Genomic DNA, 20,613 nt, shown 5'->3' on the forward strand with positions numbered 1-20,613 from the left:
CCGGACTTTAGGGCGCGCCGCCCGTTCCGGCAACCGCCCCCGGACGGGAGACAGCCATGACCCGCGACCAGCCGCCGGCCCGCAAGCCGCCGCGCCGCGTGACCGCCCAGTATCTGGAGAACGCGGCCCTGCACTATCTCCAGCGCTTCGCCAGCTCCTCGGCCAGCCTGCGCCGCGTGCTGATGCGCAAGGTCGACCGCTCCGCCCAGGCCCACGGCACCGACCCGGCGGAGGGCGCGCGCTGGGTCGAGGACCTGATCGCCCGCTACCTGCGCAGCGGCCTGCTCAACGACACGGCCTACGCGGAGATGCGGGCGGCCAGTCTGCACCGCCGCGGCACCTCGACCCGCGCCATCCGCGAGAAGCTGTCCGCCAAGGGCATCGGCCGCGACGAGGCCGACCGCGTGCTGGAGTCGCTGGACGAGGAGGTCGAGGGCGACCTGAACCTGACCGCCGCCCTGGCGCTGGCCCGCCGCCGCCGGCTCGGCCCCTACCGCCTGCCGGAGAAGCGCGCGGAATTCCGCGACAAGGATCTGGCGGCGCTGGGCCGCGCCGGCTTCGCCTACGACATCGCCCGGCGGGTGGTGGACGCCGAAGACCCCGAACTCGGTGGAGTAACCCCCTCCCCTCCGTGGCCCGTTCGCCCCGCCCGGCTGTTGTTGGGCAAACGCCACCGGTTCGGGAAAGCAGACATGCGCCACGCCGCTCTCGCGGGCCTCACCCTCGCCGCCGGGCTGCTGGCCCTTGCAGGCACCGCCAGTGCGCAGGACGACAAGCGCATGGCGCTGTCGTCGGAGCTGCCGATCACCGTCGAGGACGCCGCCGCCATCGAGAAGGGCAGCGTCGATGTGAAGGTCCGCGCCTTCTTCGACCGGCTGAAGGGGGACGGCGGGCGCAACCGCCTGTCCTTCGATCCGGAACTCCAGGTCGGCGTGGCCAACGGCTTGGCGCTGAAGGTCAATCCCGGCTACCGCGTGGGCAACGCCGACGACGCGCAGCAGGGCGACGTCAAGCTGTCCGCCGAATACAACATCCGCGAACCGTCGCAGGGACGGCTGGGCCTGTCGGTGGAGCCGCTGGTCAGCATCCCCTACGGGTCGGGGAGCAAGACGACCGAGGCCGGGCTCACCGGGCGCCTGACCCAGCCGCTCGGCACCGCCGCCGGCGCGCCGCGCCTGCACGCCAACCTGTCCTGGCGGCATCTGTTCGATCCGGAGCCGGGCGAGCGCGACAACCGCTTCATCATGGCCGCCGGGATGAACGCCCCGGTCGGCCCCGCCACCGCCGTGGCCTTCGACGTGGTGCGGGAACAGTCGCAGGAACGCGGCAAGGCCGACAATTTCGTGGAGGCCGGCGTCCGGCATCTCGTCGGCGAAGACCTCGCCGTGGGAGCCGGTGTCGGCGTCGGATTCGGCCCCGATTCGCCGCGCTACCGCCTGCTGCTGGGCGTGCAGCGATCGTTCTAGAACTCGTTGTCCGGAAACGACAAAACGCGCGCAAAGCCTTTCGGCGATGCGCGCGGCACTCTCAACCGGGGTTCGGTGCAACCGAGAGTCGGAGTCGTCCTGGTGTGGGGCTCAGCACCCGACCGCGGAGTTTGCCGCCCCGCGGTGACATCACCAGAATCGCCTGGATGCGCTCCGGCGCCTCCAGGCGGTCAGCCTCAGGCCGCGGCGGCCTGCTGCTTGTCCTGGGCCTTGGCGATGCGGCGCTTCAGGCGGCGCGCTTCCAGGCTGAGGACGTCGTCCTTCGCGTCGAGCAGGAAGGCGTCGAGGCCGCCCTTGTGCTCGATCGAACGGATCGCGTTGGTGGAGATACGCAGGCGCACCATCTGACCCAGAGCGTCGCTCAGCAGCGCGGTTTCCTGCAGGTTCGGCTGGAAACGGCGGCGGGTCTTGTTGTTGGCGTGGCTGACGTTGTTGCCAAACTGCGTGCCCTTGCCGGTCACGGAGCACCGACGTGCCATCGGAGTGATCCTTTATTTTAGCAAATGAAACCCGGTCCCGGGCAGCATACCGCCCGAAGGAGGCGGCGTTATAGTCGAACAAGCGCGCGCCCGTCAAGGAAGGAAGAGACGGGCGCGCGCCGATCGACGGTCCCCGGGCCGGCGGGGACCGCGATCCGGTGGAATCACTGGGCGGCGGGAGCGGCGGCCTTCTTCTCCTCGGCCTTCGGGGCGGCCTTGGGCGCTTCCGGCTTCGGCGCGTCCGCCTTGGCGGCCTCGGCCTTGGGGGCCTCCGCCTTCTTTTCCTCGACCTTCGGGGCGGCCTTCACGTCAGCCTTCACCTCGGCCTTCGGGGCCTCCGCCTTGGGCGCCGGGGCGGGAGCCGCCTCGACCTTCGGCGTTTCGGCCTTCACCGGCTCCGCCTTCGCAACGGGCGCCTCGGCCTTCTTCTCTTCAGCCTTGGGCGCCTCGACCTTCGGAGCGGCGGCCTTGGCCGGAGCGGCCTTGCGGGCCGCAGGAGCCTTCTTCGGCGCCGAGGCGGGAGCCGGCTCGGCCTTCGCTTCCGCCTTCACCTCGGCCTTCTTCTCTTCGACCTTGGGCGCCTCGACCTTCGGAGCGTCCGCCTTCGGGGCGGCCTTCGGAGCCGGGGCGGCGACCGGAGCGACCTTGGGCGCCGGGGCGGTCGGCGACAGAGCCACCGGGCTGACGCCCAGCTCGGCGGCGATCTTCGAGGAGACGTCGAGGACGGTCTGCACCTGGTTGACGACGCGGGCCTGGGCGACGGTCGCCCATTCGCGCTGCACGGCGACGAGGTCCGCCGGGCTGCGCACCTTGGCGAATTCGCTGGCGAGGTGGGTCGTTTCGCCGATGCCGGCGGTCACGCCGTCGAGCAGGCGCCGGCAGCCGTCCTGCATCACGCCGGCGACGCGCGTGCCGCGGGCGGCGTAGGTCTCGGCATTCGCCTTGCCCAGCGGCGACAGGGCGAGAGGCCCATTGGTCAGGGGATTGAAGCGCTCGAAAAGATCCAGAAAATTGGCGGCCATGTCCTAAGGTCTCCCGTTGACGACTCGACGCGGAGGCGGTGTCGGACAAGTCAACTCCGGCTCATACCCCAGGAGACTGCGGGCAAACCTCTCGCCCAAGCGCCGCGACGACGCTCCTTTCCCGCCCAGGCCACCTTATGCACGAGAGAATCGCGGCGCAACAAGAAATGTTGCGGTGCAGCATACCCGAAAGGACCTACTCCACCGGGCGCCCGAGGAACTTTTCAAGCAAAACGCGTGCAGCGGCGGTGGGGGTGATGGCGCCGCCGGTCACGCGGGACTCCAGCGCGGACAGGTCGGCGCGCACGGCGGGATGCGCTTTGAAGGCGTCCACCAGCGTCTCGCGGATCTCGCTCCACAGCCAGGCGCGGGCCTGCTCGGCGCGGCGCGTGGCGCGGACTCCGGACGCCTCGGTGATCGCCTTGTGCTCCCCGATGGTGTCCCACACCGAATCGATGCCGGCCCTGGTGATGGCCGAGCAGCTCAGCACCGGCACGCGCCAGTCGCCGTGGCGCAGCAGGGTCAGGGCGTGGCGGTAGTCCGCGACGGTATGCCGCGCCGTATTGGCGAGGTCGCCGTCCGCCTTGTTGACGACCACGAGGTCGGCCAGTTCCACGATGCCCTTCTTGATGCCCTGAAGCTCGTCGCCCCCGGCGGGCAGCAGCAGCAGCATGAACAGGTCGACCATGTCGGCCACCGCCGTCTCCGACTGGCCGACGCCCACCGTCTCCACCACGATCACGTCGAAGCCCGCCGCCTCGCAAATCAGCATGGCCTCGCGCGTGCGGCGGGCCACGCCGCCCAGCGTGGCGCCGGCGGGCGATGGGCGGATGAAGGCGTTCGGCTCGCGCGACAGGTCCACCATGCGGGTCTTGTCGCCCAGGATGGAGCCGCCGGTGCGCTGCGACGACGGGTCGATGGCCAGCACCGCCACCTTGTGCCCCCGCGCGATGACGTGCTGCCCGAACGCCTCGATGAAGGTCGACTTGCCCACCCCCGGCACGCCGGAAATGCCCACCCGCACCGAGTTGCCGGTGTGGGGCAGCAGCGTCTCCAGCAGGGTGTCGGCCTGGGCGCGGTGGTCGCGCCGGGTCGATTCGATCAGCGTGATGGCGCGGGCGAGCGCGCGGCGGTCACCCCGCAGCACCGCGTCGGCGAGCGCGGCGGGGGTGTTGAGGGCGGGAGCGGTGGTCATGCAGGGAACCTAGCGGGCGCGGCGGGCGCGGTGAAGCCCCCGCGTCGATCCGCTGCGTCGATCCGCCGGCCCCTGTAAGCGTCACGCCACCTTCGCGGCCAGCCCGTCCAGCCAGACCTCCAGCGCGGCGAACAGGGCGACCGCCGTGGCGCAGGCGGACTGCGCCGACTCGGGCGCCTCCAGATCGCTCTCCAGCCGGGCGAGCAACGCCTTCCACCGGCCGGCCATGTCGATCCCGGCCGATGCCAGGAAGCGCGCCCCGCGCGTGGCGTCGAAGCCCAGCGCGCGGGTGACGTTGGGCAGCATCGCCCGCCCGCCATGGGCGGAGCCGTCCAGCACGTAGCGCGCCGCCAGCCGCGCCGGCAGGCCGTCCAGCGCCGGCAGCGCCGCGGCCACCGGCAGGGAATCCGCGTCCACCCCCAGATCGGCCAGATCGGCGCGCAGCAGGTCCAGCCGCTCGGCCCCCTCGCCCAGCGCCCGCTCGATGGGGGCGTTGAAGCCGTGCAGGGCGATCAGGGCGTCGCGGTATTCGTCCACGGTGATCGTCGGGCTGGTCAGCGGGCGCAGGACCGCCACGCGGTCCAGCCGTTCATGAATGTCGCGGGTCGCCTCGCGCAGCGCCTGCCGTACCGGTCCCAAAGGGATGCTCCGTCGTGATGATGAGGTTAAGTGGGGGCAAGGACTTCCGGAACGGGTTCCGGCCCCTGGGAGGATTCCTGCTGCCGCGCCCACAATGCGGCATAGGCGCCGCCGCGCGACAGCAGTTCCATGTGGCGTCCCCGTTCGATCACACGCCCGGCCTCCATCACCAGGATCTCGTCGGCATCGATCACGGTGGACAGGCGGTGGGCAATCACCAGCGTGGTGCGGCCGCGGCTGACCTCGCGCAGGTTCGCCTGGATCTCCCGCTCGGTGTGGGTGTCGAGCGCCGAGGTCGCCTCGTCGAACAGCAGGATCGCCGGGTTCTTCAGGATGGTGCGGGCGATGGCGACGCGCTGCTTCTCGCCGCCGGACAGCTTCAGCCCGCGTTCCCCCACCGTGGTCTCGTAACCGTCGGGCAGCGCCATGATGAAATTGTGGATGTGGGCCAGCCGGGCCGCCTGCTCAACCTCCGCCGGGCTGGCGCCGGGGCGGCCGTAGGCGATGTTGTAGTAGACCGTGTCGTTGAACAGCACCGTGTCCTGCGGAACGATGCCGATGGCGCCGCGCAACGATTGCTGGGTCACCTCCCGGATGTCCTGCCCGTCGATCAGGATGCCGCCGCCCGACACGTCGTAGAAGCGGAACAGCAGCCGGCCGATGGTCGATTTGCCCGCCCCGGACGGGCCGACGATGGCCACCGTCCGCCCGGCGGGCACGGTGAAGCTCACCCCCTTGAGGATCGGGCGCCGCGGGTCGTAGCCGAACTCCACCCCGTCGAAACGCAGCTCGCCCCCGGTGATGGCCAGCGGGGGAGCGCCCGGCCGGTCGGCCACCTCGCGGTCCACCGACAGCAGCGTCACCATCGACTCCACGTCGATCAGCGCCTGCTTGATCTCGCGGTACACCACCCCGAAGAAGTTCAGCGGCTGGTAGAGCTGGAGCAGGTAGGTGTTCACCAGCACGAAGTCGCCCAGCGTCATCGTGCCGTTGACGATGCCGCGCGCCGCCATGCCCATGACCACCGCCAGCCCCAGCGAGATGATCGCCGACTGGCCGATGTTCAGCAGCGACAGGCTGCGCTGGCTCTTGACCGCCGCCTGCTCGTAGGAGGCCAGCGCCTGGTCGTAGCGCCGGGCCTCGTGCCCCTCGTTGCCGAAATACTTGACGGTCTCGTAGTTCAGCAGGCTGTCCACCGCCTTGGTGTTGGCCTTGTTGTCGGTCTCGTTCATGGCGCGGCGGAACTGGATGCGCCATTCCGACACGAAGAAGGTGTAGGCGATGTAGCTTCCCACCGTGGCGAAGGTCGCCAGCGCGAACCAACCGTCGAACATCCGCCACAGGATCACGCAGACCAGCGTGATCTCGACCAGCGTCGGCACGATGGAGAACAGGGCGTAGCGCAGCAGCGTCTCGATGGCGCGGGTGCCGCGCTCCAGCGAGCGGGTCAGGCCGCCGGTCTGCCGCTCCAGATGGAAGCGCAGCGACAGGGCGTGCAGGTGCTGGAAGACCGACAGGGCGACCTTGCGGATCGTGCGCTGGGCGACGTTGGCGAACACCGCGTCGCGCAGTTCGGCGAAGACCAGCGACATCACCCGCGCCAGACCATAGGCGACGATCAGCCCCAGCGGGATCGTCACCAGCGCTCCGGCATCGCCCGGCGACAGGGCGTCGACCGCCCGCTTGTAGAAGATCGGCACCCAGACGTTCGCCACCTTGGCGCCGACCAGCAGGATCAGCGCGACCACGACACGCAGCTTGGTCTCGAAGGAATCCCGCGGCCACAGATAGGGGACGAGCGAGCGCAGCGCCGCCATGTCGCCGGTGCTGGACGCGGCCTCCGCATAGGAGGGGGCCGGGCTGGGGTTGCTGGTGCGGCGGCGCATGGAGGAGTCCGGGAAAAGGGTCGGTTGCCAAAGGCGGCTGCCCTAACCTAGGGCCAGTTGCCGCGCCAACCAAGGAAGACGGGCCGTGCGCCGGCTGCATGGCGGTCCGCCGGAGCCCTTCCACACGGTGGACGGGAATCGGTCTCTGAAAAATTGCACGCGGACGAATGGATAAAACCGTATTAGACTTATTGTCTATCTCCGTTGGCGAGGGCTGCGGAGCGATTGCCGCATAGGGCCGAACGTGCTGAAAAACCTCTCCCTGACCGCCAAACTGTCCCTGCTGAACGTGCTGGGGCTGTTCATCCTGGCCATCGTGCTGACGCTGGCCTCCAGCCATGTGCTGAGCGACCGCAGCGCCGCCTCCGCGCAGGAGCAGCGGGAGCGCAGCATGGCGCTGGCCCATATGCTGCTGAAGCAGAACGGCGCCGACTACAGCCTGCGCGACGGCGCGCTTTACGTCGGATCGGTGCGGGTCGACGGCGACACCCGCATGGTCGACCAGATCCGCGAGCTGACCGGCGGTGCGGCCACGGTGTTCCGCGGCGACACCCGCGTCGCCACCACCGTGCAGAACCCCGACGGCAGCCGGGCCAACGGCACCAAGCTGGGCGCCGGGCCGGTCTTCGACAGTGTCATCACGCAGCGCAAGCCCTACCGCGGCGAGGCCGACATCCTGGGCGAGCGCTACTTCACCTCCTACGATCCGCTGCTCGACGCCTCCGGCTCGGTGGTCGGCGTGCTGTTCGTCGGGCTGAAGCGGGCCGACGTGATGAGGGTGGTGGACGAGGTGGAGCGCACCATCCTGGTGGTGGCGCCGCTGGTCACGCTGGCCTTCGGTCTGGTCAGCTTCTTCCTGGTCCGCCGCCAGATGGGCGCGGTGCGGGCGATGAGCGCGACCATGCACGACCTCGCCGCCGACAAGCTGGACGTCGCCGTTCCCGGCCTCGACCGCGGCGACGAGATCGGGCAGATGGCCCAGGCGGTGCAGGTGTTCAAGGACAACGCCATCCAGAAGAAGGCGATGGACGAGGCCGAGCGCGAGCGGCTGGAGGCCGAGCGCCGCGCCGACGAGGCGCAGCGCGCCCGCGAGACCGCGATCGGCGAGGAGATCGCCGCGCTGATCGACGGCGTGTCGAAGGGCGACCTGTCGCGCCGCCTGGAGCTGACCGGCAAGGACGGCTTCTACAAGACCATGTCGGCGGGCATCAACCGCCTGACCGACACGGTCGAGGCGGTCATCGCCGACCTCGGCGCGGTGCTCAGCGCGCTCGCCCAGGGCGACCTCAACAAGCGGGTGCAACGCGACTATGAAGGCGCTTTCCAGACGCTGAAGACCGACGTCAACGCCACCTCCGCCAAGCTGTCGGAGATCGTCGGCCAGATCACCCAGGCGGCGGACACCATCGCCTCGGCGGCGGGCGAGGTCTCCATCGGCTCGTCCGACCTTGCGGAGCGGACGGAGCAGCAGGCGTCCTCGCTGGAGGAGACCGCGGCAAGCATGGAGGAGTTGGGGGCCACGGTGCGTTCCAACGCCGACAACGCCCAGCGCGCCAACGGCATGGCCGCCGACGCCCGCACCGCCGCAGAGTCCGGCGGGACGGTGGCGGGCTCGGCCATCGACGCGATGAAGCGCATCGAGGCGTCGAGCCGCAAGATCACCGACATCATCGGGGTGATCGACGAGATCGCCTTCCAGACCAACCTGCTGGCGCTGAACGCGGCGGTCGAGGCGGCACGGGCCGGCGATGCGGGCCGCGGCTTTGCCGTGGTGGCCCAGGAGGTGCGCAACCTCGCCCAGCGCTCCGCCCAGGCGTCCAAGGAGATCAAGGGCCTGATCCTGGACAGCGACGCCCAAGTGAAGGACGGGGTGGAGCTGGTCAAGAAGGCCGGCGACGCGCTGGAGGGCATCGTGTCGGGTGTCCAGCAGGTCGCCGGGCTGATCGCCGAGATGGCCTCGGCCTCCTCGGAGCAGGCGGCGGCGCTCGACGAGATCAACGCCACCGTCTCGCAAATGGACGAGATGACCCAGAAGAACGCCGCGCTCGTCGAGGAAACCACCGCCGCCGCTCAGGCCATGGCCGGTCAGGCCAACGACCTGAAGGGGCTGATCGGCTTCTTCAAGCTGGACCCGCGGGCCGTGCCGGTCGCGGTTGCGAGCACCGCTGCGCCACCGCGGCACGTCGCCCCGGTGGCCCGTCCGGCCGCTCCGGCGTCCCGTCCGACCCGCGCCGCGGCCAAGCCGGCGGCTCGCGCAGTGGCCCATTCGGGGGCCGCGCTCAAGCGCAACGTCAGCGAGGATGACGATTGGAAGGAGTTCTGAGCGTTTTCGTCAGTTCATGCGGACGCTGACGTTGCCCCCTCCCTAACCCTCCCCCTCTTTGAGGTGGAGGGAACGGATGCCGCTTCGTAGAAGGCACCCTCTCCCTCGAAGAGGGGGAGGGTCGGGGTGGGGGCACGCCGTACCCCCCGCCTCAGTTCGCGATCGGCGTCGCCTCGATCTTGCGGCGCGGGGCGGCCTTGATCGAGGGGCCGGCGTTGTCCTCCGGCTTGGCGACGGTGGTCGTCGTGCCCCGGGCGGTCTGGATGGGCGCGCTGCCGCGCAGGCGCAGCAGATGCATCCGCACATAGGCGGTCGACCCCACCGCCTGCACCGCCACCCAGTCGGTGCCGCGGGCACGGCCCAGAACCTTCAAAGGCTGGCCGGGCGGGAAGGTCGCGACGATGGGCGCGCCGTTGCTCGGCTGCGACCGCAGCGCGGTGGTCTTGTCGGTTTCCCACTCGCCGGAAACGGTGTCGAGTCCGGCCGGGGAGGCGCTGGCGGTCCCCTGCACCACGGGCGCGCGGTTGGTCCGCTCGCCCGTCTGGCAGGCGGTCAGCATCACCGCGCAGGCCACGGCGAGGGAGACGGGAACGAGGCGCAGACGTCTGGTCATCACGGACTCGGTTGGGTAGCCCTTTCGATCGGGCGACCATACAGGATGCGCCCCCACCCGCGCCACCGCGCCGCGGCAGAACGGCTATGCACTGTTTGTGGCAGGAAAGTGGCAACCGCCCTTAGGCGAGAACGCCCAGCTGCCAAGTAAAGAAGACGCCCAGCGCCACGGCGATGGTGAGAAGCTGCTTGCCCGTCACCACGCAGGCCAGCACGGCGGCCAGCGCGCCGACCAGCTGCGGGTTCGTCCAGGTCAGCTCCAGCCCCTCGCCGCTCGGCGACAGGATCATCGGCACGATGATGGCGGTCAGCACCGTCACCGGGACGAAGCCCAGCGCCTGCTTCAGCAGCGGCGGGAAGACCACCCGGTCGCCCAGCACGAACAGCGCCGCCTTCACGAAAACGGTGACCGCCGCCATGCCCAGGATCATGACGGTGTTGGTCAGGACGGTCCCGGTCATGCCGCTTCCTCCTCCCGCCGTCCGGCCTCCAGCCCGCCGGAGCGCCAGCGCTGCAGGGCCATCCCGACGGCGACGCCGGCCACCACGGCGGCCATCAGCCCCAGCTTGTAGGGCACCTCCTGCCCCAGATAGGCCACGCCCCCCGCCGCCACCGCCGCCGCGAAGTTGGGCAGGCTGGCGAGCTGCGGCACGACGATGGCGATGAAGGTGGCGACCATGGCGAAGTCGAGCCCCAGCGACTGGAGCTGCGGGAAGGCCGCGCCGAACAGCAGGCCGACCAGGGTCCAGAACTGCCAGTTCGCGTACATCGACAGGCAGGAGCCCAGGAAGTACCAGTGCCCGAGCGGCGCCCGCGGGTGCCGGGCGTAATAGCCGGCCATCACCGCGAAGGTCTCGTCCGTCAGGAAGAAGCCCAGCGTCCAGCGCCAGCGCGCCGGCAGATGCGCGACGTGCGGCAGCAGTGTGGCGGCGTAGAGGGCGTGGCGCAGGTTCACGATGAGGGTGGTCAGCCAGATCACCGCCAGCCCGGCGTGCCCGGCCACCAGACCCAGCGCGATGAACTGGCTGGACCCCGCATAGACCGACAGGGACATGAGCTGCCCCTGCCACGCCGCCAGCGGCCCGGCGGCCACCAGCGTGCCGAAGATCACCCCGAAGGGCGCCGCACCGATGACCATCGGCAGGGTGTCGCGGGCGCCGGCAGCGAAGCTGGATCGTCTGGTCATGATCGTTCTGAAGCGTCTTGTCTGACCGGTCCCTAGAACCGTGTCGGGCTGCGGACCATAGCGCTGCGACGGGCGCGCCGCCCGCCTTTTATTGTCCGGGAGACAAGTCCGACCGTCTCCGCTCACCCTTGCGAGGGGGTACCGATTCCGATGGGGACGGGAATGCCGGGGGGAGGGCTTTCCATCCGCCCGCCTTTCCGGCAGGCTGGTGCGATGAAACCCGATTCCTGCTTCGAGTTTCCCGTTTACACGGCGGGGGAGCGTGCGGCGGACGCGGTCATCCACGCCATCGGCGTGATCGCCGGCCTGATCGGCGCATCCTGGCTGCTGGCCGTGACGGCGGGCCATGCCTCCGCGACCGAGATGGTGTCGCTGGCGGCCTACGGCGCCGGGCTGGTCGGCATGCTGAGCGCGTCGGCCGCCTACAACATGTCCCCGCCGGGGCGGCGCAAGGCGGTGCTGCGGCGGGTCGACCACGCGATGATCTATGTGATGATCGCCGGCAGCTACACCCCCTTCACCCTGAACCGGTTGGACGGAGCGGCGGGTCTCCCGTTGGGCGTCGCGGTGTGGGTGGTGGCGCTGGGCGGGGTGGCGCTGAAGCTGTTCGCCTCCTGGCGGTACGAACGGTTGGGCTTCGTGCTCTATCTCGGGCTCGGCTGGGCCATCCTGTCGGTGGCCGAACCGCTGTGGCGGTCGCTGTCGCCGACGACGCTGCTTCTGCTGGCGGTGGGCGGAGTGGTCTACACGGTGGGGGCCTTCATCCACACGCTGGACCGCCTACCCTACAACATCCCGGTCTGGCACGCGCTGGTCATCGTCGCGGCCTCCTGCCACTTCGCCGCGGTGGCTCGGGAGTTCGCGATGACCTGATGAACGAGGGGCCTCGCGAAAGGCCCCCCGCCTGCATCATCAGTGCACGACCGTCAATGGACGGTGGTCACCGGCTGCGTCGCTGCGCTGCGCACCTGGGCGGAGACGGGCAGGCCGTTGATGGTCAGCTCGCCGCCTTCCGCCCCCACCTTGACCGTCTGGCCGTCGGCGACGCGGCCCTCCAGGATCATGGTGGCCAGCGGGTTCTGAAGCTCCCGCTGGATCACCCGCTTCAGCGGACGCGCGCCGTAGACCGGGTCGTAGCCGGCCTCGGCCAGCCATTGCGTCGCCGCCTCGTCCACCTCCAGCGTGATGTCGCGGTCGGCGAGCATGCGGACCAGCCGGCCGAGCTGGATCGTCACGATCCCGCCCATATGGCTGCGGTCCAGGCGGTGGAACAGCAGGATCTCGTCCAGCCGGTTCAGGAACTCCGGCCGGAAGTGGGCGCGCACCACCTCCATCACTTCGTCGCGCACGGCGCCGCTGTCCTGGCCTTCCGGCTGGGCCGCCAGCACTTCGGAGCCGAGGTTCGAGGTCATGATGATGACCACGTTGCGGAAGTCCACCGTCCGCCCCTGCCCGTCGGTCAGGCGTCCGTCGTCGAGCACCTGGAGCAGCACGTTGAAGACGTCCGGGTGGGCCTTCTCCACCTCGTCGAACAGCACGACCTGATAGGGCCGGCGGCGCACCGCCTCGGTCAGCGCCCCGCCCTCCTCATAGCCGACATAGCCCGGAGGCGCGCCGATCATGCGGGCGACCGAGTGCTTCTCCATGTATTCCGACATGTCGAGCCGGACCATCGCCGTCTCGTCGTCGAACAGGAACTCGGCCAACGCCTTGGTCAGCTCCGTCTTGCCGACGCCGGTCGGGCCGAGGAACAGGAAGGAGCCGATCGGCCGGTTGGGGTCCTGCAAGCCGGCGCGGGCGCGGCGGACGGCGTTGGAGACCGCCACGATGGCCTCGTCCTGGCCGATCACGCGGGTCTTCAGCCGGGTCTCCATCGCCAGCAGCTTCTCCCGCTCGCCGGCCAGCATCTTGTCCACCGGCACGCCGGTCCAGCGGCTGACCACGGCGGCGATGTCGCTGTCGCGCACCTCCTCGTTCAGCATGCGGTTGGCGGCGTGGGCCTCCGCCTCCTTCAGACGCTTCTCCAGGTCGGGGATGACGCCGTAGGCCAGCTCGCCGGCCCGGCCCCAGTTGCCGTCGCGCTGGGCCTGCTCCAGCTCGGTGCGGGCCTTCTCCAGGTCCTCCTTGATCTTCTGGGCACCCTGGAGCTGGTCCTTCTCGGCCTGCCACTTGGCGGTCAGCTCGGCGGATTCCTGCTCCAGGTCGGCCAGCTCGCCTTCCAGATTGGCGAGCCGGGCGCGCGAAGCCTCGTCGGACTCGCGCTTCAGCGCCTCCCGCTCGATCTTGAGCTGGATGATCCGGCGGTCCAGCTCGTCGATGTTCTCCGGCTTGCTGTCCACGGCCATGCGCAGGCGGCTCGCCGCCTCGTCGATCAGGTCGATGGCCTTGTCAGGCAGGAAGCGGTCGGTGATGTAGCGGTTCGACAGGGTCGCCGCCGACACGATGGCCGCGTCGGTGATGCGCACGCCGTGGTGCACCTCGTAGCGCTCCTTCAGGCCGCGCAGGATCGAGATGGTGTCCTCCACCGTCGGCTCGGGCACGAAGACGGGCTGGAAGCGGCGAGCCAGCGCCGCGTCCTTCTCGATGTGCTTGCGGTACTCGTCCAGGGTGGTCGCGCCGACGCAGTGCAGCTCGCCGCGCGCCAGCGCCGGCTTCAGCATGTTGGAGGCGTCCATGGCGCCATCCGCCTTGCCGGCGCCGACCAGCGTGTGCAGCTCGTCGATGAAGACGATGATCTCGCCCGCCGCCGCCTGGATCTCCTGGAGCACGGCCTTCAGCCGCTCCTCGAACTCGCCGCGGTATTTGGCGCCGGCCACCATGCCGGCGAGGTCGAGCGACAGCAGCTTCTTGTTCTTCAGCCCTTCCGGCACGTCGCCCTTGACGATGCGCTGGGCAAGGCCCTCGACGATGGCGGTCTTGCCGACGCCCGGCTCGCCGATCAGGACGGGGTTGTTCTTGGTGCGCCGCGCCAGCACCTGGATGGTGCGGCGGATTTCCTCGTCGCGCCCGATGACGGGGTCGAGCTTGCCCTCGCGCGCCGACTCGGTCAGGTCGCGGGCGTACTTCTTCAGCGCGTCGTAGCCCTGCTCGGCGCTGGCGGTGTCGGCGGTGCGGCCCTTGCGCACCTCGTTGATCGCGGTGTTCAGCGCCTGCGGGGTCACGCCCGCGCGCTTCAGCACGGCGGCGGACGGCGTGCCGTCGGCCATGGCGAGCGCCAGCAGGATGCGCTCCGCCGTGACGTAGCTGTCGCCGGCCTTCTTGGCGACCGTCTCGGCCTGCTCGAACACGCGGGACAGTTCCGGCGTCAGATACACCTGCCCGGCCCCGGCGCCTTCCACCTTGGGCTGCTTGTCCAGCTCGGCGTCCACGCCCGACAGCGCCAGGGCGGGGTCACCGCCGGCCGCCCGGATCAGGTTGGCGGCCAGGCCTTCCTTGTCGTCCAGAAGGGTCTTCAGCAGATGTTCCGGCGTCAGCCGCTGATGACCGCGCCGCAGGGCCAGGGTCTGCGCCGCCTGCACGAAGCCACGGCTGCGCTCGGTGTATTTCTCGAAATCCATGATGTGCTCCCTTCATCGCCGACCGTCCGCGAGGCAGCCCGGTCAGTCCGATCCACGTTACCAGTGCGATCCGCAAGGATGCATGCGTCGCCGTAGATGTGGGAGAGGCCCATCCGTATGCAAGACCCCCCGGTACGCGTGGTTATTGCTTTTGTCGGACCCGCGCCGAAAGGGTGGCTTTCCGCGGCCCGCCGGAAGGGGCTAGGGTTTTCATTCAAAGCCACGGAATGCTTTTTTCATGACGGCGACGCCCACCAGCACCCCGCGCAACCCCTCGCCCACGACCCTGCGGCCCGCCCTGACCACCCCCCTGATGCGGCTGGCTTGGCACGGCCGCAACATGTGGCATTGGGTGGCGCGCCCGCTGACCATGGGGGTGCGGGGAATCATCCTTGACGACTCGGACCCTGGGGGCGGGGCGGCCTCGGTCCTGCTGATCCGCCACAGCTACGTCGGCGGCTGGCATTTTCCGGGCGGCGGAGTCGGAAAAGGGGAGTCCCTGGTGGAGGCCATGAAGCGCGAGGTGCGTGAGGAGGTCGGGTTGACCGTGGAGAGCGGCCCGCAGCCCTTCGGCGTCTACGCCCGCTTCCGGCACGGGGCGAGCGACCATGTGGCGGTCTTCGTCGCGCGCGGATGGTCGGGAACGCTCCAGGCCGACGGGGTGGAGATCCTGGAGGCGCGCTTCTTCCCGCTGGACCGGCTGCCGGAGGACACCTCCCCCGCGACGCGGCGGCGAATCGCCGAGTTCCAGGGTCGGGAGCCTTTGGCCGAGCGCTGGTGACGGTTTTCGATTGCGACGGTTGACAGAAGCGAACCGGTCCCACCATTGTGCGATGCAATGCCCGCGACCGTCGCCGCCATACGCCGCTACCCCGTGAAGGGGCTGAGCGGCCAGGATCTTCCCGCCGTTGACCTCGTCACCGGCCAACCCATTCCCTTTGACCGGCGCTTCGGCCTGCTGCACGGCCCGGCCGCCCTGACCCCGGATGTCGAGGGCTGGCGACCGAACGAGGATTTCTTCACGCTCGACCGGAACGAGAAGCTGGCGCTGCTCGATTCCGAGTTCGACGAGGCCACCCAGTCGCTGATCATCCGGCGCGGCGGCAAGCAGGTGTCGCGCGGGCGTCTGGACCAACCGATGGGCCGGATGCTGGTGGAGCAGTTCTTCGCCGCCTATCTGGCCGGCGCCGCTCCCGGCCTGCCCAAGCTGGCCGAGGCAAGGAATCCGGCGCAGGGCGGCGGCGTCTCCTTCACCGACCGCGAGGAGGCCGCGGTCTCCATCCTCAATCTCGCCAGCGTGCGCGATCTGGAGGAGCGGGTGGCCAAGCAGCCGGTCGATCCGCGGCGCTTCCGCGCCAACCTGATGATCGACGGGCTGGAGCCCTGGGTGGAACGCCAGTGGATCGGCGCGCTGCTGACCGTCGGCGAGGTCACCCTGCGCATCTGCGACCACAAGGATTGCCGGCCCTCCAGCGAGGTCAACCCGGCGACCGGTGCGCGCGACCTCAACACGCTTCCCATTCTGGAGCGCGGTTACGACCACACGCAGTGCGGCGTCTATGCCCGGGTGGTGCATGGGGGCCGGATCGCGGTGGGCGACCCGGTGGCGCTGGCCGACGACCTGCCGGCCTGAAAAAACGCGATCCTGAAACCCGTCAGGCCTGAAACCCATCGGTCCTGAAGCCGGAACTCCCCGGCCTCAGGACCGATGGTCATCGAACGGATGTCAGGCGCTCATCGGGGTGCGTTCGTCGGCGGCTGCCTCGGACTCGTCGCCCATCTCGCCGCCGTCCTCGTCCTCCGTCGAACCGCCCAGGCTGGGCTGCGGGCCGAGGCCCGCGGCGCCGACGTTGCCGCGCTGACGGTTTTCGGATTCCTGGATCTGGTTGATGATGCGGAAATAGTGCTCCGCATGCTGAAGGTAGTTTTCCGCCTGAACGCGGTCGCCGGACGAGGAAGCGTCACGGGCCAGCGCCAGATACTTTTCATGGACCTGCCACGCGTTGCCGCGGATGCGCACGTCCGGACCATTGCTGTCGAAGGTCTGGTGACGCAGCGGAACGTTCTGCCGGCGGTTGCCACCGCCACCTCCGCCGCCGCCACCTCCGCCACCACCGCCGCCGTTGCCACGACCGCGCGAGCGCCTGGAGTTCGGTCCTTGTCTCATTTGGCTCTTATGGCCCCATGTAAGAGAAGTGCAATCCCGCAAACGCCCTGGCTGACCATCCGGTCGCCGGGCCCGCCGCGGAACCAACCGCGGATGGGTCGCAGGGATCAAATCGACGCGCCCAACCGATCAACCGGTCTGCCTTCTCGGACGTCCGCCCAACCGCGCGGGGTTTCCGGAGGCCATGGGTACGCCCTGGGATGATCGTCCCCGGGCCATCGTCGTCCTTGCACCCTACTGGGGACCGCGCGTCAATCCAACCTTTTTTTTGGGGGGATGGGGCGAAATCACGACCGCTTCCACCCCAGGACGCAGCGCTCCACGCCGCCCAGGTCGCGGAAGACGCCCGCCGGCTCCAGCCCCGCCACGGCCAGCAGCCCCGCCACGTCCGCCGCCTGCCCCTGCCCGACCTCCAGCCCGGCCAGACCGCCCGGCTGCAGCAAATCCGGCGTTTGCGCGGCGATGATCCGGTAAGCGTCCAGCCCATCGGCGCCGCCGTCCAACGCACGCAGCGGGTCGTGCTCCCGCACCTCCGGATCGAGCGCGGCGATGTCGGCGCTGGGGATGTAGGGCGGGTTGGAGACGACAACGGCGAACCGCTCGGCCAGCCCGGCGCCCCAGTTGCCGGTCTGGAAGCGCGCCCGCTCCGCCAGCCCGTTGCGCGCCGCGTTCGCCGTGGCGGCGGCCACCGCGCCGGGGCTGAGGTCGACGCCGAGGCCGGTGGCGTTGGGCAACTCCGCCAGCAGGGCGAGCAGGATGCAGCCGGTGCCGGTGCCGAGATCGAGCAGCCGCAGCGGGGCGCTCCGGTCCGGCAGCGCCTTCAGCACCGCCTCGACCAGCGTCTCGGTGTCGGGCCGGGGTTCCAGGGTGTCGGGGTTGAGGGCGAGGTCGATCGTCCAGAACTCGCGATGGCCAAGGATGCGCCCCACCGGCTCCCGCGCCGCCCGCCGCTCGACCAGGGCGAGGAGGCGCGCGGCGTCCGGTTCGGGCACGGTGTCGTTGGCCCGGGTGAACAGGTCATGGCGGGTGAGGCCCAGCGCGTGCTCGACGAGCAGGCGCGCGTCGAGGTCAGGGGTGTCCACCCCGGCCTCGCGCAGGCGGGCCTCGGCGGTACGGCGGAGTTGCTGAAGCGTGATGGTCATGGTTCCCCCACCCCGACCCTCCCCCGCTGGGCGGGGGAGGGGGATTGAACGCTGCGTCGCTTTGTCCCCTCCACCGCGCAGCGGGGGAGGGTTAGGGAGGGGGCAGGAGGTTGCCCGCCATGCCCCGCATTAAGGAAGACACGCGCGACCGCGCCCGAACCATGCGCCATGTCCCGGCCGACGCGGAGCGCAAGCTGTGGTCCATCCTGCGGCGGCGCCAGATTGGTGGATGGTACTTCCGGCGTCAGCACCCGATCCCTCCCTACATCGCCGATTTCGCCTGCGTCGAAGCGCGGCTGGTGGTGGAGGCGGACGGCGGCCAGCACGCCGACTCCGCCTACGACTCCACCCGGGACGAGCATCTGCGGCATCACGGCTGGCGGGTCCTGCGCTTCTGGAACAACGACGTGCTGAACAACGCGGAAGGCGTGGCCCGCATGATCGGCGACGCGCTCGGCCCCCTCCCCGACCCTCCCCCGCCGTTGGCGGTGGAGGGGGAATAGATAACCCGCCCTATTGCAGCTCCGACAGCCGCGCCGCCTCGTCTTCGGCCGTCAGCGCGTCGATCAGCTCGTCCAGCGCCTCGCCGGCCATCACCTTCTCGATCTTGTAGAGCGTCAGGTTGATGCGGTGGTCGGTCACCCGCCCTTGCGGAAAGTTGTAGGTGCGGATGCGCTCCGAGCGGTCGCCGGAGCCCACCTGGCTCTTGCGGTCGGCGGCGCGGGCCTTGTCCTTCTCGGCGCGCTCCCGCTCGTAGAGGCGGGCGCGCAGCACCTTCAGGGCCTTGGCCTTGTTCTTGTGCTGGCTCTTCTCGTCCTGCTGGCTGACGACGAGGCCGGTCGGCAGGTGGGTGATGCGCACCGCGCTGTCCGTCGTGTTCACCGACTGGCCGCCGGGACCGCTGGAGCGGAACACGTCGATGCGCAGGTCCTTCTCGTCGATGTGGATGTCCACCTCCTCCGCCTCGGGCAGCACCGCGACGGTGGCGGCGGAGGTGTGGATGCGCCCCTGCGTCTCGGTCGCCGGGACGCGCTGCACGCGGTGGACGCCCGATTCGAACTTCAGCCGGGCGAAGACGTTGCGGCCGGTGATGTTGGCGATGGCCTCCTTGTAGCCGCCGATGCCGGTCTCGCTGACCTCCATCGTCTCGAACCGCCAGCCCTGAAGCCCGGCGTAGCGGCGGTACATCTCGAACAGTTCCGCGGCGAACAGGGCCGCCTCGTCGCCGCCGGTGCCGGCGCGCACCTCCAGGATGGCGTTCTTCTCGTCCGCCTCGTCCTTGGGCAGCAGGGAAATCTGCACCCGGCGCTCCAGGGCGGGAATGCGGCGGGTGAGGTCGGCAAACTCCTCCTCGGCCAGCGCCTTCATGTCGGCGTCGCCCGCCGGGTCGGCGATCATGCCCGCCAAGTCCGCGGCCTCCGCCTTCGCCTTCTTCAGCTCGGCGATGGCCTCGGCCACCGGGGTCAGGTCGGCGTATTCCTTCGACAGCCGGGCGAAGTCCGCCGGGTCCACCGTCCCCGCCGCCATCGCGTCCCGCAGCTCGTCATGGCGGGCCACGACCCTATTGAACTTCTCGTCCAGGCTCACGTCGCTCGTCCTTATCCAAATCGCTCCCGGCGGGCTCGTCCAGCCGGAACAGCCGGAACAGCAGCCGTTCCGCCGCCGCCCGCTCCGCCAGCCCGGCCCCGTCCGGGTCCGCCGCCATGGCGCGCAGCGCCTCCGACGGGCCGTGCAGCAGCCGGTTGACCAGCAGCCGCGTCGCCGACGCCGCGTCCAGCCCCCGCTGCTCGTCCAGCAGGCGCCGCCGCTCCGTCTCGAAATGCGTCCGCAGCGCCGCCACGGCGGGCACCGCGGCGCGCTCGGCCCGGTGGCGGGCAAAGGCCGCCAGGGCTTCGTCCACGATGGTCCAGGCCGCCTGGGTTGCCGCCTCGCGCCCCACCCGCCCCTGCAGCGCCACGCGCTCCAGATCGGCGAGGTCGTAGACGAAGGCCTCGTCCAGCCCGGCGACGTCCGGATCGACGTCGGCGGGGATCGCCGCGTCCACCACGAACACCGGGCGCCGGCGGCGGCGCTTCAACGCCGCCCCCAACTGCGGTGCGGAGAGGATATAGCGCCCCAGACCCGCCGCGGTCACCACGATATCCGCGCTGGTCAGCGCCGAATCGAGATCGGCCCAGGGCGCGAAGTGGCTGTCCATCCGCCGCGCCGCCGCTTCGGCCCGGCGGTCCACCGGGGCGGCGACGATCAGCCGGCCGAGTCCCGCCTCGCGCAGGCCCTCCAGCACCAGGGCGCCCATGTCGCCCAGCCCCATCAGCAGGCCGGTGCAGCGCCTCAGGTCGCCGTGCAGGTCGCGCGCCACCTGGACCGCGGCGGCGACCAGCGAGGTGGCGCCCTCGGCGATCGGCGTCTCGCGGCGCACCCGCTTGGCAGCACCGTAGGCGGCCTGGAGAAGCCCCTCCAGCTCCGGCCCGGACAGGCCGGCGGCGGCGGCGTGGCGGTGGGCGGCCTTGACCTGCCCCAGGATGTGCGGTTCGCCGACGATCTGGCTGTCGAGCGAGCAGGCGACGGCGAAGACGTGGCGCACCGCCGCCGGCCCGGTCAGGGTGTAGAGCTGCCCGGCGAGGTCGGGCTCGCTCAGCCCCACCCGCTCCGCCATGATCCCGGCGATGGTGAGAGCGGCCTCGTTCGGGCGCTCGTGCACCGCCTGGACCTCGACCCGGTCGCAGGTGCTGAGCCACATCGCCTGGGTGATGCCGGCGGCGCTCAGCCGCTCCAGCATCGCCGGCACCTCCGCCTCCTCCGTCGTCAGACGGTCGCGGATCGCGCCGGAGCAGGACCGATGGCTGGCGCCGATGACGAAGTAGGAAGCGGTCACTCTGACTCTGGCCCAGGCCGCGGCACGGCCGACAAGGATGACG

19 protein-coding genes are annotated in these 20,613 nt (G+C 70.3%); 6 read left to right on the forward strand and 13 right to left on the reverse strand.

Annotation, left to right across the window (positions count from 1 at the left end; translation table 11 throughout):
* Positions 1 to 56: 56 nt before the first annotated feature.
* Complete coding sequence (locus ACWPN7_RS00565; RefSeq protein ID WP_492273082.1) at positions 57 to 1,466, forward strand: regulatory protein RecX; 1,410 nt, start codon at positions 57 to 59, stop codon at positions 1,464 to 1,466.
* 197 nt (positions 1,467 to 1,663) lie between these two features.
* On the opposite strand, the gene rpmB is transcribed toward ACWPN7_RS00565, so the two are convergent.
* From rpmB to ACWPN7_RS00590, 5 genes are all read right to left on the reverse strand, one after another.
* Positions 1,664 to 1,966: a 50S ribosomal protein L28 gene (gene rpmB / locus ACWPN7_RS00570; RefSeq protein WP_094306502.1), complete on the reverse strand. Its 303-nt coding sequence runs from the start codon at positions 1,964 to 1,966 to the stop codon at positions 1,664 to 1,666.
* Positions 1,967 to 2,130: 164 nt separating this feature from the next.
* Complete coding sequence (locus ACWPN7_RS00575) at positions 2,131 to 2,988, reverse strand: phasin family protein (protein WP_459197605.1); 858 nt, start codon at positions 2,986 to 2,988, stop codon at positions 2,131 to 2,133.
* A 196-nt stretch (positions 2,989 to 3,184) separates the two neighbouring features.
* Entirely contained in the window at positions 3,185 to 4,183 is a 999-nt protein-coding gene (gene meaB, locus ACWPN7_RS00580; RefSeq protein ID WP_459197606.1) for a methylmalonyl Co-A mutase-associated GTPase MeaB, read from the reverse strand.
* Between the two features lie 81 nt (positions 4,184 to 4,264).
* Positions 4,265 to 4,822: a biliverdin-producing heme oxygenase gene (locus ACWPN7_RS00585; protein ID WP_459197607.1), complete on the reverse strand. Its 558-nt coding sequence runs from the start codon at positions 4,820 to 4,822 to the stop codon at positions 4,265 to 4,267.
* A gap of 26 nt (positions 4,823 to 4,848) precedes the next feature.
* Positions 4,849 to 6,708 carry an ABCB family ABC transporter ATP-binding protein/permease gene (locus tag ACWPN7_RS00590; protein WP_103040686.1) on the reverse strand — a complete coding sequence of 620 codons (1,860 nt, stop codon included), beginning with the start codon at positions 6,706 to 6,708 and terminating at the stop codon, positions 4,849 to 4,851.
* A gap of 244 nt (positions 6,709 to 6,952) precedes the next feature.
* Here ACWPN7_RS00590 and ACWPN7_RS00595 point away from each other — a divergent pair, with 244 nt between their 5' ends.
* On the forward strand, positions 6,953 to 9,031 hold the full coding sequence (locus ACWPN7_RS00595) for a methyl-accepting chemotaxis protein (protein WP_459197608.1): 2,079 nt from the start codon (positions 6,953 to 6,955) through the stop codon (positions 9,029 to 9,031).
* A gap of 151 nt (positions 9,032 to 9,182) precedes the next feature.
* Here the strand turns inward: ACWPN7_RS00595 and ACWPN7_RS00600 are convergent, their stop codons facing one another.
* The 3 genes from ACWPN7_RS00600 to ACWPN7_RS00610 all read right to left on the reverse strand — a co-directional run bounded on the left by ACWPN7_RS00600 (position 9,183) and on the right by ACWPN7_RS00610 (position 10,829).
* A complete protein-coding gene (locus ACWPN7_RS00600) occupies positions 9,183 to 9,644 on the reverse strand; it encodes an SH3 domain-containing protein (protein WP_040133855.1) in 462 nt (153 codons plus the stop codon).
* Positions 9,645 to 9,765: 121 nt separating this feature from the next.
* Positions 9,766 to 10,104 carry an AzlD domain-containing protein gene (locus ACWPN7_RS00605; RefSeq protein ID WP_040133856.1) on the reverse strand — a complete coding sequence of 113 codons (339 nt, stop codon included), beginning with the start codon at positions 10,102 to 10,104 and terminating at the stop codon, positions 9,766 to 9,768.
* Complete coding sequence (locus tag ACWPN7_RS00610) at positions 10,101 to 10,829, reverse strand: AzlC family ABC transporter permease (RefSeq protein ID WP_040133857.1); 729 nt, start codon at positions 10,827 to 10,829, stop codon at positions 10,101 to 10,103. The genes ACWPN7_RS00605 and ACWPN7_RS00610 overlap by 4 nt, the downstream gene beginning before the upstream one ends.
* A 213-nt stretch (positions 10,830 to 11,042) precedes the next feature.
* Here ACWPN7_RS00610 and trhA point away from each other — a divergent pair, with 213 nt between their 5' ends.
* A complete protein-coding gene (gene trhA, locus ACWPN7_RS00615) occupies positions 11,043 to 11,702 on the forward strand; it encodes a PAQR family membrane homeostasis protein TrhA (protein WP_137116834.1) in 660 nt (219 codons plus the stop codon).
* Between the two features lie 53 nt (positions 11,703 to 11,755).
* On the opposite strand, the gene clpB is transcribed toward trhA, so the two are convergent.
* The gene (clpB, locus tag ACWPN7_RS00620) at positions 11,756 to 14,386 is read right to left on the reverse strand and encodes an ATP-dependent chaperone ClpB (RefSeq protein ID WP_137104552.1); all 2,631 of its coding nucleotides are present in this window, start codon (positions 14,384 to 14,386) and stop codon (positions 11,756 to 11,758) included.
* Between the two features lie 238 nt (positions 14,387 to 14,624).
* On the opposite strand from clpB, the gene ACWPN7_RS00625 reads away from it, so the two are divergent.
* A complete protein-coding gene (locus ACWPN7_RS00625) occupies positions 14,625 to 15,167 on the forward strand; it encodes an NUDIX domain-containing protein (RefSeq protein WP_349620954.1) in 543 nt (180 codons plus the stop codon).
* A gap of 57 nt (positions 15,168 to 15,224) precedes the next feature.
* A complete protein-coding gene (locus tag ACWPN7_RS00630) occupies positions 15,225 to 16,019 on the forward strand; it encodes an MOSC domain-containing protein (RefSeq protein ID WP_040133860.1) in 795 nt (264 codons plus the stop codon).
* 93 nt (positions 16,020 to 16,112) lie between these two features.
* Here ACWPN7_RS00630 and ACWPN7_RS00635 read toward each other — a convergent pair whose 3' ends face one another.
* Together ACWPN7_RS00635 and prmC are read right to left on the reverse strand one after the other, a co-directional pair.
* A complete protein-coding gene (locus ACWPN7_RS00635; RefSeq protein WP_459197609.1) occupies positions 16,113 to 16,553 on the reverse strand; it encodes a DUF4167 domain-containing protein in 441 nt (146 codons plus the stop codon).
* Positions 16,554 to 16,840: 287 nt separating this feature from the next.
* Positions 16,841 to 17,695, reverse strand: a complete 855-nt coding sequence (gene prmC, locus ACWPN7_RS00640; protein ID WP_459197610.1) for a peptide chain release factor N(5)-glutamine methyltransferase — start codon at positions 17,693 to 17,695, stop codon at positions 16,841 to 16,843.
* 119 nt (positions 17,696 to 17,814) lie between these two features.
* Between prmC and ACWPN7_RS00645 the strand changes: the two genes are divergently transcribed.
* Positions 17,815 to 18,198 (forward strand): endonuclease domain-containing protein, encoded by a 384-nt coding sequence (locus tag ACWPN7_RS00645; protein ID WP_459197611.1) that lies wholly within the window; start codon positions 17,815 to 17,817, stop codon positions 18,196 to 18,198.
* Between the two features lie 10 nt (positions 18,199 to 18,208).
* Here the strand turns inward: ACWPN7_RS00645 and prfA are convergent, their stop codons facing one another.
* Entirely contained in the window at positions 18,209 to 19,282 is a 1,074-nt protein-coding gene (prfA, locus tag ACWPN7_RS00650; protein WP_094305560.1) for a peptide chain release factor 1, read from the reverse strand.
* The gene (hemA, locus tag ACWPN7_RS00655; RefSeq protein ID WP_349620956.1) at positions 19,257 to 20,570 is read right to left on the reverse strand and encodes a glutamyl-tRNA reductase; all 1,314 of its coding nucleotides are present in this window, start codon (positions 20,568 to 20,570) and stop codon (positions 19,257 to 19,259) included. Before hemA ends, prfA begins: the two co-directional genes overlap by 26 nt.
* Between the last annotated feature and the right edge of the window lie 43 nt (positions 20,571 to 20,613).

The sequence above is a fragment of the Azospirillum sp. UENF 312511 genome (assembly GCF_058780635.1).

Bases quoted from the DNA above. Each gene is read 5' to 3' on its own strand.
- ACWPN7_RS00565 (WP_492273082.1), top strand. From the start codon at position 57: ATGACCCGCGACCAGCCGCCGGCCCGCAAGCCGCCGCGCCGCGTGACC.
- rpmB (WP_094306502.1), bottom strand. From the start codon at position 1,966: ATGGCACGTCGGTGCTCCGTGACCGGCAAGGGCACGCAGTTTGGCAAC.
- ACWPN7_RS00575 (WP_459197605.1), bottom strand. From the start codon at position 2,988: ATGGCCGCCAATTTTCTGGATCTTTTCGAGCGCTTCAATCCCCTGACC.
- meaB (WP_459197606.1), bottom strand. From the start codon at position 4,183: ATGACCACCGCTCCCGCCCTCAACACCCCCGCCGCGCTCGCCGACGCG.
- ACWPN7_RS00590 (WP_103040686.1), bottom strand. From the start codon at position 6,708: ATGCGCCGCCGCACCAGCAACCCCAGCCCGGCCCCCTCCTATGCGGAG.
- ACWPN7_RS00600 (WP_040133855.1), bottom strand. From the start codon at position 9,644: ATGACCAGACGTCTGCGCCTCGTTCCCGTCTCCCTCGCCGTGGCCTGC.
- ACWPN7_RS00605 (WP_040133856.1), bottom strand. From the start codon at position 10,104: ATGACCGGGACCGTCCTGACCAACACCGTCATGATCCTGGGCATGGCG.
- ACWPN7_RS00610 (WP_040133857.1), bottom strand. From the start codon at position 10,829: ATGACCAGACGATCCAGCTTCGCTGCCGGCGCCCGCGACACCCTGCCG.
- trhA (WP_137116834.1), top strand. From the start codon at position 11,043: ATGAAACCCGATTCCTGCTTCGAGTTTCCCGTTTACACGGCGGGGGAG.
- clpB (WP_137104552.1), bottom strand. From the start codon at position 14,386: ATGGATTTCGAGAAATACACCGAGCGCAGCCGTGGCTTCGTGCAGGCG.
- ACWPN7_RS00625 (WP_349620954.1), top strand. From the start codon at position 14,625: ATGACGGCGACGCCCACCAGCACCCCGCGCAACCCCTCGCCCACGACC.
- ACWPN7_RS00630 (WP_040133860.1), top strand. From the start codon at position 15,225: ATGCCCGCGACCGTCGCCGCCATACGCCGCTACCCCGTGAAGGGGCTG.
- ACWPN7_RS00635 (WP_459197609.1), bottom strand. From the start codon at position 16,553: ATGAGACAAGGACCGAACTCCAGGCGCTCGCGCGGTCGTGGCAACGGC.
- prmC (WP_459197610.1), bottom strand. From the start codon at position 17,695: ATGACCATCACGCTTCAGCAACTCCGCCGTACCGCCGAGGCCCGCCTG.
- ACWPN7_RS00645 (WP_459197611.1), top strand. From the start codon at position 17,815: ATGCCCCGCATTAAGGAAGACACGCGCGACCGCGCCCGAACCATGCGC.